Below are 16,207 nucleotides of genomic sequence, written 5' to 3'. Positions count from 1 at the left end.
AGAGCTCACACATCAGGGTTAAGTTCCTTAATTCTTTCAGATATATAAGTTTTGTTCTAATGCGGAACTTTTACCCGGACTGCCACCGCATTGCACGAACGTAAACAAGAGTGTTTATCAAATGGCTGAAAACCCCGTTTTTGAGCGAGCGCAGCGCTTTTTGTCGGCGCTGCGACATTGTCAGGTACTTGGACTAAGCGTTCACAGCGCCAGCAGCGAAGGGCTGACGATTGTGCTGCCGTACAGCCCACAGATCGTTGGCAACCCCGAAACCGGCGTGATTCATGGCGGGGCGCTGACCTCGCTGATGGACACGGCCTGTGGCATGGCGACGCTCTGTGTGCTCCCGGAGTTCGAAGTCTGTCCGACCCTCGACCTGCGCATCGACTACATGCACGCCGCCGAACCGCACAAGGATGTCTATGGCTTCGCCCAGTGCTACCGGGTCACCACCGACGTGATTTTTGCCCGTGGCTTCGCCTATCAGGATGATCCCGGGCAACCCATTGCCCATGTGACGGGCGCATTCATGCGCATGGGCAAGGGCATCAAAGGCACCAAAGGCTTTGGTAGCGCCGTCGCCGGAGGTGCGCAATGAGCGAGTCGCTGAAGGATCAATTGCAAAAGGCCCATGAGCAGGGCGATTACGCCTCGCTGCTGGATTTGATTCCCTATGCCCGGCTGATTGGCGTCGAATGTTCACGGGTGGGAGATGAGCTGCTGTTCAAGCTGCCGGCGAACAAGGACAACATTGGCAACCCTTTGCTGCCGGCGATTCATGGCGGGGTGATCGCCGGGTTCATGGAATTGGCAGCGGCGCTGCACCTGCTGGTGTTTACCGGATCATCCGGGGTGCCGAAGATCATCGACTTCTCCCTGGATTACCTGCGAGCCGGGCAGTTTCGCGACACCTGGGCCCGATGCCAGGTTTGCCGCCAGGGACGACGGGTTGCCAACGTGGCGATTACCGCCTGGCAAAGTACCGAAGCCGAACCCATCGCCACGGCCCGTGCACATTTCAAACTCGAGGAGCCCTTGAAATCCTGAACTCAGCCCCAAACTCTGATGACAACCCGCCGCCGACCCTCAAGGTCGCGGCTTATGCCATCTGATTGGAGTTTGATGACCATGAGTGTGGAAACTCAAAAGGAAACCCTGGGCTTCCAGACCGAGGTGAAGCAGCTGCTGCATCTCATGATCCATTCGCTGTATTCCAACAAGGAAATCTTCCTTCGCGAATTGATCTCGAACGCCTCTGACGCTGTCGACAAATTACGTTTCGAAGCCCTGGCCAAGCCAGAGCTGCTGGAAGGCGGTGCCGAACTGAAAATCCGCGTGAGCTTCGACAAGGACGCTAAAACCGTCACCCTCGAAGACAACGGTATCGGCATGAGCCGCGAAGACGCGATCACCCACCTGGGTACCATCGCCAAGTCCGGTACCGCCGATTTCATGAAGCACCTGACCGGCGACCAGAAGAAAGACTCGCACCTGATCGGCCAGTTCGGTGTCGGTTTCTACTCTGCCTTCATCGTCGCCGACAAAGTCGATGTGTACAGCCGTCGTGCCGGCAGCGCTGCCAGCGAAGGCGTGCACTGGTCGTCCAAGGGCGAAGGTGACTTCGAAGTTGCGACCATCGACAAGGCCGAGCGCGGCACTCGCATCGTCCTGCACCTGAAATCCGGTGAAGACGAGTTCGCCGATGGCTGGCGCCTGCGCAACATCATCAAGAAGTACTCCGACCACATCGCCTTGCCGATCGAGTTGCCGAAAGAAGTGGCGGCCACTGAAGGCGAAGACAAGCCGGCCGTTGAATGGGAAACCGTCAACCGCGCCAGCGCTCTGTGGACCCGTCCGCGTACCGAGATCAAGGACGAGGAATACCAGGAGTTCTACAAGCACATCGCTCACGATTTCGAAAACCCGCTGAGCTGGAGCCACAACAAGGTCGAAGGCAAGCTGGAATACAGCTCGCTGCTGTATGTGCCGACCCGCGCTCCGTTCGACCTGTACCAGCGTGAAGCGCCGAAAGGCCTGAAGCTGTACGTGCAGCGCGTGTTCGTCATGGATCAGGCCGAGTCCTTCCTGCCGTTGTACCTGCGCTTCATCAAGGGCGTGGTCGATTCCAACGACCTGTCGCTGAACGTGTCGCGGGAAATCCTGCAGAAAGACCCGATCATCGACTCCATGAAGTCGGCGCTGACCAAGCGCGTGCTGGACATGCTGGAGAAACTGGCGAAAAACGAGCCTGAGCAATACAAGGGCTTCTGGAAAAACTTCGGTCAGGTCATGAAGGAAGGCCCGGCAGAAGATTTCGCCAACAAGGAAAAGATCGCCGGTCTGCTGCGTTTCGCATCGACCCATGGCGATGATGGCGAGCAGGTTGTCGGCCTGGCCGAGTACCTGGCGCGCGCCAAGGAAGGTCAGGACAAGATCTACTACCTGACCGGCGAAACCTACGCGCAGGTCAAGAACAGCCCGCACCTGGAAGTCTTCCGCAAGAAAGGCATCGAAGTGCTGCTGTTGACCGACCGCATCGACGAGTGGCTGATGAGCTACCTCAGCGACTTCGACGGCAAGAGCTTCGTCGACGTGGCGCGCGGTGACCTGGACCTCGGCAACCTGGACTCGGAAGAGGACAAGAAGGCCGCGGAGGAAGTCGCGAAGTCCAAAGAAGGTCTGGTTGAGCGTCTGAAAACTGCACTGGGCGAATCCGTTGCGGAGGTCCGGGTGTCCCATCGCCTGACCGATTCGCCGGCGATCCTGGCCATCGGTGAGCAGGACCTGGGCCTGCAGATGCGCCAGATCCTCGAAGCCAGCGGGCAGAAGGTTCCGGATTCGAAGCCGATCTTCGAATTCAACCCGGCTCACCCGCTGATCGAGAAGCTCGACAACGAGCAGAGCGACGAGCGCTTCGGCGATCTGTCGCACATCCTCTTCGATCAGGCAGCCCTGGCTGCCGGCGACAGCTTGAAAGATCCGGCGGCCTATGTGCGCCGCCTGAACAAACTGTTGGTCGAGCTATCCGCTTAACTGTGTTGCAGAAAAACCCGCTTCGGCGGGTTTTTTCATTCTGGTGTTCAACAATCAGGAGTCAGAAATGAGCCAAATCACTGTACGTTCCGTTGCCTATCAGATTGATGGCCAGGCCTACGAAAGCCGTCTGGCCTTCGATGCCGACCATAAAGGCCCGCGTCCGGGTTTGTTGATGGCGCCGAACTGGATGGGCGTCAGCGCCGGTGCCGAGGAGATCGCCAGGTCCGTGGCAGCCAAGGGCTACGTGGTGCTGATCGCCGACCTTTACGGGCAATCGGTTCGTCCGTCGAACAATGACGAGGCCGGGGCGGCAATGATGCCGTTGAAGAATGACCGTGGGTTACTGCGCAAGCGCATGCAGGTAGCGTTCGAACAGTTGCAGAGCCAGGGCGAGGCGGCCGTCGATACGTCGAAGCTGGCGACCTACGGTTTCTGTTTCGGTGGCTGCTGTGCCCTGGAGTTTGCCCGTACCGGGGCGCCGGTGAAGGCCGCGGTATCCTTCCACGGCACGCTCGATACACCGAATCCGGCCGACGCGAAAAATATCAAGGGTAAGGTCCTGGTCCTGCACGGTGCTTCCGATCCACTGGTGCCGAAAGAGCAGTTGCCAGCGTTCGAAGATGAAATGAACGCGGCCGGTGTGGACTGGCAGTTGCTGAGCTATGGCGGTGCGTTTCACTCGTTCACCGACCCGCACGCCAAGGTGCCGGGCATGATGATGTATGACGCCAAGGTGGCTGCCCGGGCCTTCACTTCGATGCATAACTTGCTGGATGAAGTGTTCAAGGGCTGATCGCAGTCCTTGTAGGAGCTGGCTTGCCAGCGATGGCAACCTCAAGATCGCCATCGCCATCGCCGGCAAGCCGGCTCCTACAGGGTTTTGTGTGAGTTGAGGAGGCCTATTTCAAAGGCAATTCGATCCTCTCGCTTTCCCCCGGCACCGTCGGCCAGTCCCCGGCCGCCCAACGCCGCCGCGCTTCATCAATCGCCGCCGGATCGCTTGCGACAAAATTCCAGTTGATCCGCCGTGGCCCGTCCAGCGGCGCGCCGCCAAACAACACGGCGTGACTGTCGCTTTCAGCAAACAGGGTCAACTCTTCTCCGGCAGGCAGTACTACCAACGAAAGCGGTTCTATCAGCTCGCCATCCAGTTGCACCTCGCCGCTCAACACATACAGCGCACGTTCTTCATGCTCGGTGGGAATCAGCAATGTCGTCGCTGTTTGCAGGTGCAGTTCCGCGTACAACGTAGGAGAAAGCACCGGCACCGGTGACTCCAGGCAAAAGCCCGACCCGGCAATCATGCGGATCTTCACCCCCAGGTTTTCGCTGACTGGCAAGGTGGACGCCGGATGGTGGCTGTAATGCCCCGGACCCTGTTCTTTATCCTTGGGCGATGCCAGCCAGATCTGCAAGCCGTGCATCGTGAAGCCGCTCTCCTTGAGTGCTTCGGGCGTGCGTTCGACGTGGGCAATGGCGCTGCCGGCCGTCATCCAGCTGACATCGCCGGTATCAACAACCTGGTCGGAACCCAGGCTGTCCTTGTGCTGGATTTGCCCCTGGAACAAATAGGTCAGGGTGGACAAGCCAATGTGCGGATGCTGGCGGATGTTCATGCCTTTGCCCGGCGGATAACGGGTTTCCAGCATGTGATCGAAAAACACGAATGGCCCGACGCTGCGGCACTTGGCGGATGGCAGTGGACGCAGGATCGGCTGACCTTCGACGTCTTCGGTGCGGGGGCGGATCACGAGCGGAGTGTTCATGGTGCGTTCCAGGCTGAGCGGGTGATGCGTTCGAGCATAACCCGCTTGCGCAGCCGTTGCCGCTATTGGCTGAAGGCGCCTTCGGACAAATGCGTTTCGATGCTGACTTCAGACGTGGTCATCAGCTTGTGGATCGGGCAGCGATCGGCCACGCGGTGCAGCTCGTCGCGCTGGGCGTCGCTGAGTGCGCCTTTGAGGGTCAGTTTGACGTGCAGTGTGTATTGGCCTTTCTGTTCCAGGCTGTTGTCGCGCTTGACCTCGACACCGACACCGGTCAACGGGATGTCCTTCTTCTTCGCATAGAGCTTGAGGGTCAGGGCTTTGCAGGCGCCGAGCGCGGCATCGAAATAATCGTGCGGTTCCGGGGCAGTGCCTTCACCGCCCGCCGTGACGGGCACGTCGGCGAAGAGTTCATGGTCATCGATTTGTACGCTGTGGCGAAAGCCTTCGGCAGAAACGGTGTTGACGGTAACGGTCATGGGAAACCTCGCAGGTAACAGGAAAACTCATTCGATCAAAAAAGACCTTGAAGGTATAGAGTCATCGCGCTTGTCGGGTGTTCCAATCTGTAGGAGCGAACTTGCTCGCGATGATCTCACCGGCACTGCGTGTATCCGCAAGGGCGAGTCATCGTTAAAGTCCATCGCGAGCAAGCTCGCTCCTACAGAAGAGCAAAAAAAAAACCCCGCGATGGCGGGGCTTTTCGTGTCGATCCGGATCAGCTGCCTTTGACAGTCTTGCCGTTGACCTTGCCGTCCAGGAGCATGATGTTGTACTCCTTGCCGTCGTTTTCGACCTGTTGCAGGCGGACCAGCAGGTAATCCCAGTCCTTGGCGAACCACATCACGGTGATGCGTTTGCTCTGCGTCGGGTCGCGCACGCGCTCAACCTTGATCGCATCGATCTGACCGGCCTTGGTGTCGACTTTTTCCGAACCCAGCACGCGGAAGTCATAGGTGTCGACTTCGCCGCCATCGACCACTTGATAGCTCATGGTCTTTTTGCCGGCAGCGACATCATGTTGCAGCGCCAACTGGTAGGTGGACTTGTCGACCATGCCGCGGTTGAGGGGAAGCTTGACGGCGTCACCTCGATCGGTGCCGGTGATCATCTTGGTGTTCCAGTCGAAATCCAGATCCGATTTCTTGGCCTTGCCCAGGCCGCCACGCTCAAAGTGGTACGACTCCGGAAGAAGCGTGTCCTTGTCCAGGGTCAGGGTGCTTTCCTCGGACAGGCTGGCAATCATCATCGATGCCTTGAAGCTCAGTTTCCATTTGCCGTCGCTGGTTTTTTCAAGGCTGCGCTCGGCAGTGCCGCTCATGGGGAGCTGTTTCCAGTCGGCGGTGTAGCTGGCGGAGAAGGGTTGAAGTTCTGCCGCCTGAGCGAAGGGCAAAGCGAGCAGAGCGCAAGCGAAGAGCAGGGCGCGACGCATAAAATCTCCTAGTTTCGAATCAAGTGGCCGCTGGCCGCGAGTAGCTGTCCATCCAGTAAAGCACCTTGCTCGCCGAGGGCCAGACGACCGTCGGCAAACCAGCGTACGGCCATCGGGTAGATCAGGTGTTCCTGAACATGGACCCGTTGCGCCAGACTCTGCGGCGAATCCTGTAACTCTACCGGTATTACAGCCTGTACGACCAGTGGTCCGCCATCGAGTTCCTCGGTGACGAAGTGCACGGAGCAGCCGTGCTCGGCGTCGCCGGCCTCCAGCGCGCGCTGATGAGTGTGTAACCCTTTGTATTTGGGTAGCAGCGAGGGGTGGATATTGAGCAGGCGACCCTGATAGTGGCGTACGAAACCCGCGCTGAGAATGCGCATGAATCCGGCCAGTACCACGAGTTTGGGATTGAAGGCGTCGATCAGTTCGATCAGCGCGGCATCGAAGGCCTCGCGACCTTCGAAAGCCTTGTGATCCAGGGTGCGGGTGTCGATACCCGCGTCCCTGGCGCGTTGCAGGCCGTAGGCGTCGGCGCGGTTGGAGATCACCGCAGCGACGCGGACCGGGCTGTCGCCGGTCCGCGTGCTGTCGATCAGGGCCTGCAAGTTACTGCCGGTGCCGGACAGCAGCACCACCACATCACAGGTCTGAGACATCAATGAGCCTTGAGGTTCTTCAGTTCTACCTGAGCCGCGCCTTCGGCAGCGGTGGAGATCTGACCGATGACCCAAGGTTGCTCGCCGGCTTCGCGCAGAACGTTCAGGGCGGCTTCAACGTGCTCCTGAGCCACGCAGATGACCATGCCCACGCCGCAGTTCAGCACGCGGTGCATTTCGTTCTCGTCGACGTTGCCTTTCTCTTGCAGCCAGTCGAACACGGCCGGACGGGTCCAGCTGGCCACGTCAACCACAGCCTGCGCGCCTTTTGGCAGAACGCGCGGGATGTTGTCCAGCAGGCCGCCGCCAGTGATGTGGGCCATGGCTTTGACCGCGCCGGTTTCCTTGATCAGCTTGAGCAACGGCTTCACGTAGATACGGGTCGGGGCCATCAGCAGGTCGGTCAGCGGCTTGCCGTCGAGCTGGGTGTTTTCGATGTCGGCGCCGGACACTTCGATGATCTTGCGGATCAGCGAGTAGCCGTTGGAGTGCGGACCGGAAGACGGCAGGGCGAGCAGGGCGTCGCCGGCAGCAACCTTGGAGCCATCGATGATTTCGGATTTTTCCACGACGCCGACGCAGAAGCCGGCCAGGTCGTAGTCTTCGCCTTCGTACATGCCCGGCATTTCAGCGGTTTCACCGCCAACCAGCGAGCAGCCCGACAGTTCGCAGCCAGCGCCGATGCCGGTAACAACCTGGGCAGCGGTGTCGACATTCAGTTTGCCGGTAGCGTAGTAGTCGAGGAAGAACAGTGGCTCGGCGCCGCACACCACCAGGTCGTTGACGCACATGGCAACCAGGTCGATGCCGATGCTGTCGTGCTTGTTCAGGTTCAGTGCCAGGCGCAGCTTGGTGCCGACGCCGTCAGTACCGGAAACCAGCACAGGCTGTTTGTAGCCGGCCGGGATTTCGCAGAGGGCGCCGAAACCGCCCAGGCCGCCCATGACTTCCGGGCGCGCAGTGCGCTTGGCGACGCTCTTGATGCGTTCGACCAATGCTTCACCGGCGTCGATGTCTACACCGGCGTCCTTGTAGCTCAGGGAGGGTTGCTTGCTCATGATCCAGGCCTTTAGGGGGGATTCAGGGGTAACGACCGAGTCCAGCGGGGCCGCCGAAATCGACGAAGGCGATTGCCTCACGCGAATTTCGAAAGTGCCCGGCTGTTGCCGGTCTGCGAAGGCGCGCGATTTTATCAGGCTTGAGCCGCAGCGGCCATCCTCAGGCCGACAGCAGGGCCATATCCGTTAAAAAAAACCGTTGATGCGCGGTGTCGGTGGCATCCTGCATGGCTGTATAAAGTGTCGCGATTAACCGTCTATCGTTATGACAGTGCGAAAACTTACCCGGAACGTGTGAATGTTTTGCGTCGGGCAATGGTCACAGCCTTGCTCGATCGTCTTCATGCGGTCTGTTCCAGCCGCTCTTGTCGTCAGGAATCTTCCATGCGTTTTTGTAAATTCTTGCTTGTGAGTTGTTTGTCAGTGGTCAGCCTGGTCAGTCATGCCGAAACCGTCAAAGGCCTGTATCAGGTGCGCGAGCCGGTGAATGGCCAGTCGCCCGAGGAGCGTGACCAGGCGACTCAACGTGCATTGGACACTTTGGTGTTGCGCCTGACGGGCGACCCCAAGGCCGCTGAAAATCCGGGGCTGGCGGCAATTCGCAAAGATCCGCAACAGATCATCAGCCAATACGGCTTTGAAGCCGGTCCGCCGGAAGTCCTGAAAGTCGATTTCGACCCGGCTACCACCGAGCAGGCCCTGCGCCGCGCCGGCCTGGCCGTGTGGGGGGGCAATCGGCCGTCGATCCTCGGCTGGTGGCTTAACGATTCCACCGAGGGTTCAAGCCTGGTGGGCGACGGCCAGGCCAGCGCGGCGCCGCTGCGTCGGGCTGCCCAGCACCGGGGCTTGCCATTGCGCTTGCCACTGGCGGACCTGAACGAACAGATCGTCGCGACCGCGCCGAATCTGGAAGGCGCAGATTCCGGCCCTTTGCTTGCGGCATCGGAACGCTACAACGCCGACGCCCTGCTCGCGGTACACGCCAAAGAGGAGGGCGGGCAGTGGCAAGCCAAGTGGCAATTGTGGCTGGGGGATAAAAAGGAGGCAGGCAGCGTGCAGGGCGCCGATCAGGCCGCCGTGGCCGATGCGGTGATGCTGGCGGTCAATGAGCGCCTGGCGCCGCGGTTTGTCGCCAAGCCCGGTGCTTCGAGCGCGCAATTACTGGAAGTGCAAGGCATGAATCTTGAACACTACGCGGCCCTTGGGCGCTTGCTGGAGCCATTTGGCGGGCGCGTGCAAAGCGTCGATGGCGACCGGATCGTCTACCGGGTCAATGGCAGCGCCGAGCAGTTGCGTGCGCAACTGTCGCTGGCACGGTTGCAGGAAGCGCCGGCGGCTCAGGCACCGACTCCGGCAGTGCCGGTTCAACCGGCCGCCGGAGGTGCGGTGCCAGCCCCGGCACCTGCGCCAGCGGCGACACCGCAACTGCGGTTTCGCTGGTAGTTTTTCTCTCTTTATATAGAAGCAATGGAGTGGTTCATGGCCGATACGCGGCGTTGGTTCTGGCTCGGTGGGGTGGTCCTGCTTTGTGTTTTTGTCTGGTTGTTGCATCCGATCCTGACGCCGTTCCTGGTGGCCCTGCTGTTGGCCTATCTGTTCGACCCGCTGGTGGATCGACTGGAGAAGGCGGGGCTGTCTCGAACCTGGGGTGTCGTGGCGGTGTTTGCCCTGGTGACGTTGATCCTCACCGCGCTGCTGTTGGTCCTGGTGCCGTTGCTCGCCCGGCAGCTGTTTCGTTTGTATGAGCTGGCCCCGCAGATGCTCGACTGGCTGCAGCACACGGCGTTGCCCTGGGCGCAATCGAAGTTCGGCCTGTCGGAGGGCTTCTGGAAGTTCGACCGGCTCAAGGCAGCCATCGGCGAGCACATGAGTCAGACCTCTGATGTTGTCGGTGTGGTGCTGAGTCATGCGACGGCCTCGGGGTTGGCATTGATTGGCTGGTTGGCGAATCTGGTGTTGATCCCGGTGGTGAGCTTCTATCTGTTGCGCGATTGGGACCTGATGATGGCCAAGGTCCGCAACCTGCTGCCCCGTGATCGTGAGGAGCGCGCGGTATCGCTGGCGGGTGAATGCCATGAAGTGCTCGGTGCGTTCATTCGTGGCCAGTTGCTGGTCATGGTGGCCCTGGGGGTGATCTACGCGGCAGGCCTGATGCTGGTCGGGCTGGAGCTGGGCTTGCTGATTGGCATGATTGCCGGTCTGGCGGCGATCGTGCCGTACATGGGGTTTATCATCGGCATCGGTGCGGCGCTGATTGCAGGGTTGTTTCAGTTCGGTGGTGATCTTTACCCGATGCTCGGCATTGTCGCGGTGTTCATGGTCGGCCAGGCGCTGGAGGGTATGGTGCTGACGCCGTTGCTGGTCGGTGACCGGATTGGTCTGCACCCGGTGGCGGTAATTTTCTCTGTTCTGGCCGGGGGGGAGCTGTTTGGCTTTACCGGTGTGCTATTGGCATTGCCGGTCGCCGCGGTGATCATGGTGCTGGTGCGCCATGTGCAAGATTTGTATAAGGATTCCGATATCTACGGGGGCGCCGACGACCCGCAGCTGTAAAAGGTGTCGATGGGCGATGGCGAGCTGCCCCGGGTTCGTGCCGGGTCAGCCTGATTACACAGCGCGACTGTCACATGCACCGCCAAAGAAACTGTCATAAAACCGGTGCGTTAACGCAAACCTTTGATTTTGCTTGTGGTCTATCGCATTGTGCGGCCCGCTTCACGGGTATAAACTTCGCAAACTTTACACAGAGGCCACTAACGGTTCCTTTGGAACTGTTCAGTCAGCATGAAACCGATTCAGCTGCCCCTAGGTGTGCGTCTGCGTGACGACGCCACCTTTATCAACTACTACCCAGGCGCCAATGCCGCTGCACTCGGCTATGTCGAGCGGCTATGCGAAGCCGACGCCGGCTGGACCGAAAGCCTGATCTACCTTTGGGGCAAGGATGGGGTAGGGCGTACGCACCTGTTGCAGGCTGCCTGCCTGCGCTTCGAGCAATTGGGAGAGCCTGCGGTGTATCTGCCGCTGGCCGAGCTGCTCGATCGCGGTATCGAGATTCTCGATAACCTTGAGCAGTACGAACTGGTCTGCCTCGATGACCTGCAGGCGGTTGCCGGCAAGGCGGACTGGGAAGAGGCGCTGTTCCATCTGTTCAATCGCCTGCGTGACAGCGGCCGGCGCCTGCTGATTGCCGCGTCGACATCCCCGCGCGAGTTGCCGGTGAAGCTGGCGGACCTCAAGTCGCGCCTGACCCTGGCCTTGATCTTCCAGATGCGCCCACTGTCCGACGAGGACAAATTGCGCGCCCTGCAATTGCGCGCCTCCCGTCGCGGACTGCACCTGACCGATGAGGTCGGGCATTTCATCCTGACTCGCGGTACCCGCAGCATGAGTGCGCTGTTCGAGCTGCTTGAGCGTCTCGATCAGGCCTCCCTCCAGGCTCAGCGCAAGCTGACAATCCCGTTTCTGAAAGAAACCCTCGGCTGGTAAACCCGCTGAAACCGGGGCTTACAGCCGTTTCGGCATATTTCAGGCGCCAGAAATTGCGCTTTCCTGCAAGGTTGCAGGCCGCGTGCATGTTTAAAATGGGCTTAAGCGCTTAGATGTAAACGAGAAACCAATAAGTCACAAAAAGATTGATTGAATTTGCAAATGAGGTCGATAGCGGGCATAGTCTCGACTTCTTTACAACTTCAGCCACGGTCGTGCCCATGCTAAATCGCTTCGCACCCCTCGTGCCTCTCGCACTCGTCACCCTGTTGTTCGGTTGCGCTGCCCACACTCCAGTGGCCCAGCAAGCGCCGCAACAGCAGGTTCAAAACTCGGCCACTGCCCAGTCTTCCGCCCTCTTTCAGGAAGAACTGGCCACCGAAAAAGAACTCGCAGACTTCGCTGGCGGCAAGTCCTACCAGCTTCCGGTCCTGGCCGACAGCATCCTCGAACGCGGCATGTCCCTGATCGGTACCCGTTACCGTTTCGGCGGCACTTCTGAAGCCGGTTTCGATTGCAGCGGTTTCATCGGTTACCTGTTCCGCGAAGAAGCGGGCATGAACCTGCCACGCTCCACCCGCGAAATGATCAACGTGGACGCTCCGCTGGTCTCGCGCAGCAAGCTTGAGCCGGGCGATCTGCTGTTCTTCGCAACCAACGGTCGTCGTGGTCGCGTCAGTCACGCCGGGATCTACCTGGGTGACAACCAGTTCATCCATTCCAGCAGCCGCCGCAGCGGTGGTGTGCGCATCGATAGCCTGGGCGACAGCTACTGGAGCAAGACCTTCATCGAGGCCAAGCGCGCCTTGGCGATGGCACCTAACGCGTCGCCAATCGTCACTGCCCGCAAATAAGTGCACAGTTTGTAGGGTGAACTTAAAGTCTTACTTGAAGTTTGCCCCATAACAGCTAAAATCCTGATGTATGAATGATGGCAAACCGCCTGCGTCCCGCGCAGGCGGTTTTCTTTTCTGCACTCCCGGCAGAAAAAAGCCGCAGCCAGATCAGGATGCTCTGCTTATGACGACGTCGGCCCGCCTCGCAATCATGTTCTTCGCCGCGCTGCTCAGTGCCTGCGCCAGCCGCACACCGCCTCCCGCGCCGGTGGTTCGCGTGCCCATCGTATTTGGTTCCCCCCAAGCTTTTTCGCCCGAGGCGGAAGACGTGCTGTTTCGCGCGCTCGGCCTGGTGGGTACGCCTTATCGCTGGGGTGGCAACACGCCGGATTCCGGATTTGATTGCAGCGGCCTGATCGCCTATGTGTATCGCGATGTCGCCGGTATTGCCTTGCCGCGCACCACGCGCGAGATGATCTCCATGCAAGCGGCGAATGTCGGCAAGGAAGGCCTGGAAACCGGCGACCTGCTTTTCTTCGCCACCAATGGCGGTTCCCAGGTCAGTCATGCCGGCATCTACGTGGGGGAGGGGCGTTTCGTCCATGCACCGGCCACCGGCGGCACGGTAAAGCTCGACAGTCTGTCCAAGGCCTATTGGCAAAAGGCTTACCTGAGCGCCAAGCGTGTTCTGCAGCCTGAACATCTGGCGCGCAACCCGTAACGTCCGGAGCTGCTGCTCATGACTGCTCGCACACTGAATCTCGACGACGACCTGTACCAATACCTGCTTGATGTTTCCCTGCGCGAAACACCGCTGCTCAAGCGCTTGCGCGATGAGACCCAGGCGCTGCCGATGGCCCGCTGGCAGGTGGCACCGGAGCAGGGACAGTTTCTCGCCTTGCTGGTGAAGCTGACCGGCGCCAGACGCTTGCTCGAAGTCGGTACATTCACCGGTTACAGCGCGCTGTGCATGGCGGCGGCATTACCGGCTGACGGTTCGCTGATGTGCTGTGATATCCCCGGCGACTATAACGCCATCGCACAGCGCTACTGGCAGGAAGCGGGACTCGCCGGGCGGATCGACCTGCGCCTGGCGCCTGCACTGGAAACCCTTGCCGAGCTCGAGCGGCAAGGGCAGACCGAGCAGTTCGACCTGGTGTTCATCGATGCCGACAAGGCCAACTACCCCAGTTATCTGGAGCACGCCCTGCGTTTGCTGCGGGTCGGTGGGCTGGCGGTATTCGACAACACCCTGTGGAGCGGGCGTGTGCTTGAGACCATCCCCGAGAGCGCGGATACCCGGGCGATCCAGGCGCTCAACCTGGCGTTGAAGGAGGATGTGCGGGTGGATCTGTCGCTGTTGCCGTTGGGTGACGGGCTCACACTCTGTCGCAAACGCTGAACCCTGTGGGAGCGGGCTTGCTCGCGAATGCAGGCTGTCAGTCGACTGATGTTTTGACTGATGCACCGCCTTCGCGAGCAAGCCCGCTCCCACAGGTTAGGTGACCTATTTCACTGCCGACACCCGCCACACCTTGTTCCCCACATCATCGGCCACCAGCAGATCGCCCTGCCGGTCGATCACCACGCCCACCGGGCGGCCCATGGCCTCTTCCTTTTCGTTGAGAAAGCCGCTGAGCACTTCAATCGGTTGTCCCGCAGGTTTGCCTGCGCTGAACGGCACGAAAATCACTTTGTAGCCACTGTGGGGTTTACGGTTCCAGGAGCCGTGCTGCCCGATGAAGGCCCCTTGGGTGAACGGCGCCGGCAGCTTGCTGTTTTCAGCGAAGGTCAGGCCCAGTGATGCCGTGTGTGGGCCGACGGCATAGTCCGGAGCGATGGCCTTGGCCACCAGGCCGGGGTTTTGCGGCTCGACGCGAATATCGACATGCTGGCCGTAGTAGCTGTACGGCCAGCCATAGAATGCGCCGTCTTTCACCGAGGTGATGTAGTCCGGGACCAGGTCGCTGCCGATTTCATCCCGCTCGTTGACCGCGGTCCACAGCGCGCCACTGCGCGGTTCCCAGGCCATGCCGTTGGGGTTACGCAGGCCGGAGGCGAAGATCCGGTGCTGGCCGGTGGCGCGGTCCACTTCCCAGATCGCTGCGCGCCCTTCTTCCTTGTCCATGCCGTTTTCCGCGACGTTGCTGTTGGAGCCCACGGTGACGTAGAGCTTGCGGCCGTCCTTGCTGGCGATGACGTTTTTGGTCCAGTGGTGGTTCAGCGGGCCACCCGGCAGGTCGACCACTTTGACCGGCGGCGACTTGAGCGACGTATCGCCGTTTTCATAATGGAATCGCAGCAGGCTGTCAGTGTCGGCTACATACAGGTCATTGCCGACCAGCGTCATGCCGAAGGGCGAGTTGAGGTTTTGCAGAAACACCGTGCGGGTTTCCGCGACGCCATCGTGGTCCTTGTCGCGCAGCAAGGTGATGCGGTTCGCGCTGGGTACCCTGGCCCCGGCGCGTCCCATGACTTTCTTCATGACCCAGCCGCGAATGCCTTTGCCGTCTTCGGGTTTGGGGGGCGCGTTGGTTTCCGCCACCAGTACGTCGCCGTTGGGCAGCACATAAAGCCAGCGGGGGTGATCCAGGTCTTCGGCAAAAGCGGCCACTTGAGTGCCCGCGGCGGCGACGGGTTTCGCGCCCTGTGGCCAGCCGATGGCCGGGGCGATGTTCAGAGTCGGGATCAGGGTTTTGTTGGGGGGCGGCAGTTGAGGTGAAGGGCCGGTGCCGTCGGAGACTTGCAGGCCGGCGGTCTCACTGCAACCGGCGAGCCCTCCGCAGATCGCGATAACGAGAACGAGCGGGGGCGTGCGCATACGGGTGTTCCCTATGAGTGCCTTGTTCTAATCATAGAGATGTGTTGTCGTCCAATGGTTCAACGGCTAGCCACGTGCTTCCTTGAACAGCACCGCAATGCCGGGGTGATAGTTGCCGGCTTCATTGCGCAACTTGCGGTAGGCATACGGGAAATACCAGGCGACCGCGCAGGTGTGTTCCTTTTGCAGGTCGTCGACCATGTCCTGGAGTTCTTCCGGTGTCGCACCTTGCTGGGCTTTTTGCGGGGCGACGAACAGGCAGCCGAGTTTCAGGTCGCTGGCGTGGCTCAGGCGCTTCGCATCGCTGGCGATGTCGAGCAGGGCCTGGGTCAGATTGAGGCTGTTGACCCGTGGCCAGCGCTGGCTGGTCTGGATGTAGGCGCGGGTTTCGGGCGAGGCGAGGAACAAGTCGGCGCGGCTGTTGCGTTCGCCTTCTTCGGTCTGCTTGCGGGTGGGTGTCTGTTGCAGTGTGACCATCTCAGCCATCCAGGCGGCGGCCGACAACAGTCCGAGATTGGCTTTTTCGTCGTGCCAGTAGGGGGTGTCGCCATCACCGCGGACGGCGTTATAGCGGTCGATGCATTCGAACCAGCGCTCGAGCACAGGGCGCAGGAATTCCAGCTTTGGATTGCTGATGATCATGCCTTGCATGGGCTCACCCTTATTATTGTGTTGTGAGGTTATGGCTCTTTGATATCACTGCTGAGAGCGAGGCACAAGATTGACGTCAGTTTTTTGCTTGACGACCGTTATTCGGAGGATGGCCTCCCGGCTTTAATTGACGCTCCACCCCCAACCCTCTAACCTTCGCGGCTTGTTTCAGGTGCTCTGTGACTTGGGTCGACAGAGTGAAACAGGGAAGCCGGTGAACGCGTTCTTCTGTTGGTCGAAGACCCGCCATTCCGGCGCTGCCCCCGCAACGGTAAATGAGTGAAAACTGTGTCTGATGCCACTGTGTCGATTCGATGCGGGAAGGCGCGCAGTCTGGCTTCGCGCCACTCATGAGCCCGGAGACCGGCCTGATTCATCCAGCGGCATCACGGTGGGCGATGCCAGGCTTGTTGCCTTCTATTGCTGTGCCTGCCCGCCGTTATTCCTGTCTCAACGGAG

At 60.2% G+C, this 16,207-nt stretch carries 17 protein-coding genes and 1 riboswitch; of the genes, 10 read left to right on the top strand and 7 right to left on the bottom strand.

Features of this window, described 5'->3' with window-relative positions; translation table 11 throughout:
• Positions 1-121 precede the first annotated feature (121 nt).
• The 4 genes from AB7M25_RS21915 to AB7M25_RS21900 all read left to right on the top strand — a co-directional run bounded on the left by AB7M25_RS21915 (position 122) and on the right by AB7M25_RS21900 (position 3,829).
• Positions 122-598 (top strand): PaaI family thioesterase, encoded by a 477-nt coding sequence (locus AB7M25_RS21915; protein ID WP_429385854.1) that lies wholly within the window; start codon positions 122-124, stop codon positions 596-598.
• Entirely contained in the window at positions 595-1,047 is a 453-nt protein-coding gene (locus AB7M25_RS21910) for a PaaI family thioesterase (RefSeq protein ID WP_218475279.1), read from the top strand. Before AB7M25_RS21915 ends, AB7M25_RS21910 begins: the two co-directional genes overlap by 4 nt.
• Before the next feature lie 81 nt (positions 1,048-1,128).
• A complete protein-coding gene (gene htpG / locus AB7M25_RS21905) occupies positions 1,129-3,033 on the top strand; it encodes a molecular chaperone HtpG (protein WP_429385856.1) in 1,905 nt (634 codons plus the stop codon).
• Between the two features lie 67 nt (positions 3,034-3,100).
• Positions 3,101-3,829, top strand: coding sequence for a dienelactone hydrolase family protein (locus tag AB7M25_RS21900; protein ID WP_428604557.1), 729 nt, complete (start codon positions 3,101-3,103; stop codon positions 3,827-3,829).
• A 106-nt stretch (positions 3,830-3,935) separates the two neighbouring features.
• Here AB7M25_RS21900 and AB7M25_RS21895 read toward each other — a convergent pair whose 3' ends face one another.
• The 5 genes from AB7M25_RS21895 to purM form a co-directional block, all read right to left on the bottom strand.
• A complete protein-coding gene (locus AB7M25_RS21895) occupies positions 3,936-4,802 on the bottom strand; it encodes a pirin family protein (protein ID WP_454237994.1) in 867 nt (288 codons plus the stop codon).
• Between the two features lie 62 nt (positions 4,803-4,864).
• Positions 4,865-5,281 carry an OsmC family protein gene (locus tag AB7M25_RS21890; protein WP_429385860.1) on the bottom strand — a complete coding sequence of 139 codons (417 nt, stop codon included), beginning with the start codon at positions 5,279-5,281 and terminating at the stop codon, positions 4,865-4,867.
• 239 nt (positions 5,282-5,520) lie between these two features.
• Positions 5,521-6,234, bottom strand: a complete 714-nt coding sequence (locus tag AB7M25_RS21885) for a DUF3108 domain-containing protein (RefSeq protein ID WP_007977541.1) — start codon at positions 6,232-6,234, stop codon at positions 5,521-5,523.
• Between the two features lie 8 nt (positions 6,235-6,242).
• Positions 6,243-6,893, bottom strand: coding sequence for a phosphoribosylglycinamide formyltransferase (gene purN / locus AB7M25_RS21880; RefSeq protein WP_454237993.1), 651 nt, complete (start codon positions 6,891-6,893; stop codon positions 6,243-6,245).
• Complete coding sequence (gene purM, locus AB7M25_RS21875; RefSeq protein WP_007977543.1) at positions 6,893-7,951, bottom strand: phosphoribosylformylglycinamidine cyclo-ligase; 1,059 nt, start codon at positions 7,949-7,951, stop codon at positions 6,893-6,895. Before purM ends, purN begins: the two co-directional genes overlap by 1 nt.
• A gap of 384 nt (positions 7,952-8,335) precedes the next feature.
• Between purM and AB7M25_RS21870 the strand changes: the two genes are divergently transcribed.
• The 6 genes from AB7M25_RS21870 (at position 8,336) to AB7M25_RS21845 (ending at position 13,678) form a co-directional block, all read left to right on the top strand.
• Positions 8,336-9,394 carry a DUF2066 domain-containing protein gene (locus AB7M25_RS21870; RefSeq protein WP_429385864.1) on the top strand — a complete coding sequence of 353 codons (1,059 nt, stop codon included), beginning with the start codon at positions 8,336-8,338 and terminating at the stop codon, positions 9,392-9,394.
• 36 nt (positions 9,395-9,430) lie between these two features.
• Positions 9,431-10,504, top strand: coding sequence for an AI-2E family transporter (locus AB7M25_RS21865; protein WP_429392568.1), 1,074 nt, complete (start codon positions 9,431-9,433; stop codon positions 10,502-10,504).
• Positions 10,505-10,735: 231 nt separating this feature from the next.
• Positions 10,736-11,440, top strand: a complete 705-nt coding sequence (hda, locus tag AB7M25_RS21860) for a DnaA regulatory inactivator Hda (RefSeq protein ID WP_007898944.1) — start codon at positions 10,736-10,738, stop codon at positions 11,438-11,440.
• Between the two features lie 221 nt (positions 11,441-11,661).
• Positions 11,662-12,294, top strand: coding sequence for a C40 family peptidase (locus tag AB7M25_RS21855; protein ID WP_057715813.1), 633 nt, complete (start codon positions 11,662-11,664; stop codon positions 12,292-12,294).
• Between the two features lie 166 nt (positions 12,295-12,460).
• A complete protein-coding gene (locus AB7M25_RS21850; protein WP_454237992.1) occupies positions 12,461-12,997 on the top strand; it encodes a C40 family peptidase in 537 nt (178 codons plus the stop codon).
• 18 nt (positions 12,998-13,015) lie between these two features.
• Positions 13,016-13,678, top strand: a complete 663-nt coding sequence (locus AB7M25_RS21845; protein ID WP_429385868.1) for a class I SAM-dependent methyltransferase — start codon at positions 13,016-13,018, stop codon at positions 13,676-13,678.
• Between the two features lie 105 nt (positions 13,679-13,783).
• Here AB7M25_RS21845 and AB7M25_RS21840 read toward each other — a convergent pair whose 3' ends face one another.
• Positions 13,784-15,097: a PQQ-dependent sugar dehydrogenase gene (locus AB7M25_RS21840; RefSeq protein ID WP_429385870.1), complete on the bottom strand. Its 1,314-nt coding sequence runs from the start codon at positions 15,095-15,097 to the stop codon at positions 13,784-13,786.
• Between the two features lie 66 nt (positions 15,098-15,163).
• Entirely contained in the window at positions 15,164-15,748 is a 585-nt protein-coding gene (locus AB7M25_RS21835; RefSeq protein WP_429385871.1) for a hypothetical protein, read from the bottom strand.
• A gap of 153 nt (positions 15,749-15,901) precedes the next feature.
• Positions 15,902-16,134: riboswitch (cobalamin riboswitch) on the top strand.
• Positions 16,135-16,207: the final 73 nt, after the last annotated feature.

It is taken from the genome of Pseudomonas sp. AP3_22 TE3818 (assembly GCF_053628995.1).
Note: the sequence above shows the minus strand (reverse complement) of the source record. Positions and strands in the feature narration are given on the sequence as shown.

Coding starts and splice junctions, on each gene's coding strand:
- AB7M25_RS21915 (WP_429385854.1), top strand. CDS start 122: ATGGCTGAAAACCCCGTTTTTGAGCGAGCGCAGCGCTTTTTGTCGGCG.
- AB7M25_RS21910 (WP_218475279.1), top strand. CDS start 595: ATGAGCGAGTCGCTGAAGGATCAATTGCAAAAGGCCCATGAGCAGGGC.
- htpG (WP_429385856.1), top strand. CDS start 1,129: ATGAGTGTGGAAACTCAAAAGGAAACCCTGGGCTTCCAGACCGAGGTG.
- AB7M25_RS21900 (WP_428604557.1), top strand. CDS start 3,101: ATGAGCCAAATCACTGTACGTTCCGTTGCCTATCAGATTGATGGCCAG.
- AB7M25_RS21895 (WP_454237994.1), bottom strand. CDS start 4,802: ATGAACACTCCGCTCGTGATCCGCCCCCGCACCGAAGACGTCGAAGGT.
- AB7M25_RS21890 (WP_429385860.1), bottom strand. CDS start 5,281: ATGACCGTTACCGTCAACACCGTTTCTGCCGAAGGCTTTCGCCACAGC.
- AB7M25_RS21885 (WP_007977541.1), bottom strand. CDS start 6,234: ATGCGTCGCGCCCTGCTCTTCGCTTGCGCTCTGCTCGCTTTGCCCTTC.
- purN (WP_454237993.1), bottom strand. CDS start 6,893: ATGTCTCAGACCTGTGATGTGGTGGTGCTGCTGTCCGGCACCGGCAGT.
- purM (WP_007977543.1), bottom strand. CDS start 7,951: ATGAGCAAGCAACCCTCCCTGAGCTACAAGGACGCCGGTGTAGACATC.
- AB7M25_RS21870 (WP_429385864.1), top strand. CDS start 8,336: ATGCGTTTTTGTAAATTCTTGCTTGTGAGTTGTTTGTCAGTGGTCAGC.
- AB7M25_RS21865 (WP_429392568.1), top strand. CDS start 9,431: ATGGCCGATACGCGGCGTTGGTTCTGGCTCGGTGGGGTGGTCCTGCTT.
- hda (WP_007898944.1), top strand. CDS start 10,736: ATGAAACCGATTCAGCTGCCCCTAGGTGTGCGTCTGCGTGACGACGCC.
- AB7M25_RS21855 (WP_057715813.1), top strand. CDS start 11,662: ATGCTAAATCGCTTCGCACCCCTCGTGCCTCTCGCACTCGTCACCCTG.
- AB7M25_RS21850 (WP_454237992.1), top strand. CDS start 12,461: ATGACGACGTCGGCCCGCCTCGCAATCATGTTCTTCGCCGCGCTGCTC.
- AB7M25_RS21845 (WP_429385868.1), top strand. CDS start 13,016: ATGACTGCTCGCACACTGAATCTCGACGACGACCTGTACCAATACCTG.
- AB7M25_RS21840 (WP_429385870.1), bottom strand. CDS start 15,097: ATGCGCACGCCCCCGCTCGTTCTCGTTATCGCGATCTGCGGAGGGCTC.
- AB7M25_RS21835 (WP_429385871.1), bottom strand. CDS start 15,748: ATGCAAGGCATGATCATCAGCAATCCAAAGCTGGAATTCCTGCGCCCT.